This window comes from Protofrankia sp. CiP1_Cm_nod1 (assembly GCF_920888515.1).
GTDB lineage: Bacteria > Actinomycetota > Actinomycetes > Frankiales > Frankiaceae > Protofrankia.
In genome coordinates this window covers 1-2,035 of sequence record NZ_CAKKTM010000328.1, presented here as the reverse complement: position 1 = coordinate 2,035, position 2,035 = coordinate 1, and the positions used below count along the sequence as shown (strand labels likewise).

Annotated in this window: 2 protein-coding genes; one reads left to right on the top strand and one right to left on the bottom strand. The window is 72.9% G+C overall.

Going from position 1 to position 2,035, the window contains the following annotated elements; translation table 11 throughout:
- Positions 1 to 32: 32 nt before the first annotated feature.
- On the bottom strand, positions 33 to 1,019 hold the full coding sequence (locus NBX02_RS14865) for an aldo/keto reductase (protein WP_250287372.1): 987 nt from the start codon (positions 1,017 to 1,019) through the stop codon (positions 33 to 35).
- A 327-nt stretch (positions 1,020 to 1,346) separates the two neighbouring features.
- Here NBX02_RS14865 and NBX02_RS14860 point away from each other — a divergent pair.
- On the top strand, positions 1,347 to 2,035 hold a 689-nt coding region (locus NBX02_RS14860), incomplete at its 3' end, for a TerD family protein (protein ID WP_250291807.1).

Below are 2,035 nucleotides of genomic sequence, written 5' to 3'. Positions count from 1 at the left end.
CCGCCCGCCGGGGCCACGGCCGGCCGGGGCGGTCAGCGCCGGCGCAGCCCGCCGCGCAGGATGGCGGTGACCCGGGCCCGCCGGCCGCCGGTCGGGGTGAACGTGTCGGAGGCGTTCTTCAGCGCGCCGTACTCCTCGTCGGTCAGCTCGATGTCGGCGGCGGCGACGTTGCTCTCCAGCTGGGCGACGCTGGAAGCCCCGGGGATCGCGACCACGTTCGGGTGCCGGAGCACCCAGGCCAGCGCGATCTGCGCCGGGCTCGCGTCGTGCGCCGCGGCGACGTCACGCAGGACGTTGAGCACCGGCCGGGCCGCGTCCAGGTTCTCCGGCAGGAACAGCGGATGCGACGTACGCGCCAACGACGTCGGACGGCGTTCCCGGCTGTAGCGGCCGGAGAGCACGCCCATCGCGAGCGGGCTGTAGGCGATGATCAGCCGGTCGTTCTTCACCGCGTGCGGCACCAGCTCCCGCTCGGGCTGCGGGTGCAGCAGGCTGAACTGCACCTGGTTGGACAGCACCGGTGCGCCGAGCGCCTCCTCGGCCGCCTGCCAGCGCTCCAGCGGGTAGTTGCTGACGCCGACCGCGTCGACGAGGCCGACCCGTTGCAGCGCCGCCATGCCGCGCATGGCGCTGGTGTCGCGCAGCACGGGGTGGGGCTGGTGCACCTGGTAGAGATCGATCTGCCGGACGCCGAGCCGGTTGGCGCTGGCCACCGCGCGCTGCTCGACGACCGGCGCGACCGGCAGCACCGGGAACAGCTTCGTGGCGATGAAGGACGTCTCGAGCGCGCCGGCGTCCCGCAGCGCGGAACCGAGAATCCGTTCGCTGCGCCCGAAGCCGTACAGCTCGGCCGTGTCGAAGAAGGTCACCCCGAGCTCGAGCGCCCGCCGGACGATCGCCGGCGCCTCACTGCCGGCGTAGGCCGCGCCGTAGCCCCACTCACGGGAACCGAACTGCCAGGTCCCCAGCCCGATCACGGAGATCTTCTTCTTTGTCGCTACTCCGTCGACATACCGCATGACTCCAGTGAACGCCGTCCGGCGCCGGTGCGCGACCCGGTCGCGTCGGTACACGACCCGGTCGCGTCGGTACACGACCGAGTGGCGCCGGGCCGGGCCCCGCCCGCCGGCCGGCTGCCCGAAGCGCGGGTCACTGGCCTGCTGTGTCCGTCGGCTGACAGGGTCCGGACCGCTGTGGGCCGTCGAAGAGATCCTGGCCGGGCTGCTAGTTTTCTAGACGCCTCCGGCGAAGCGAGCACCCGGGTAGTCCGGTTTCGTGCGGTCCGCGTCCGTTCCGGATGCCCGGCGTCGAGGCAGACCGACAGGTCGACGCTGAAGGGGAGCGCGGTGGTCCAACAGTTCAACCGGGGGCAGAAGAGCCAGCTGTCCGCGGTCACCCCGGGCACCGACCTCTACATCGGGATCGCGCTGACCGCGCCCGGTCTCGCCTGGGACGTCTCCTGCTTCGGCCTGGACGCGAACGACCGGCTCTCCGACGATCGCTACTTCATCTTCTTCAACCAGCCGGCGTCCCCGGAGGGGTCGGTCCAGCTCCTGGGCGAGCAGGCCGGTGACACCCAGTCGTTCCGGGTGACGCTGGACAAGGTGCCGGCGGGCATCCACAAGCTGTCGTTCTGCGCGGCGATCGACGGCGCGGGCTCGGCGTCCCAGCTGGCCGCCGGCTACTTCCGGATCGTCGTCGGCGGCGCCGAGGTGCTGCGCTACGCCTTCACCGGGGCGGACTTCACCAGCGAGCGCGCCATCATCATCGGTGATCTCTACCGGAAGGGTGTCTGGCGGGTCGCCGCGGTCGGGCAGGGCTTCGCCGGCGGGCTCGCCGAGCTGATCCGCTCGTTCGGCGGCGATGTGGAGGACGACACACCACCGCCGCCACCGCCGGCCGCGCCGGCAGCGCCCAGTGGGTTCGGCCCGCCGGCCGGCGCCACCCGCACCCAGGCGGCACCCCCGCCCGCGGCTCCGCCTCCGTCCTCGCCCGCCCCCGGATTCGGGGCACCCGCCGCGAACTACGCCAAGCC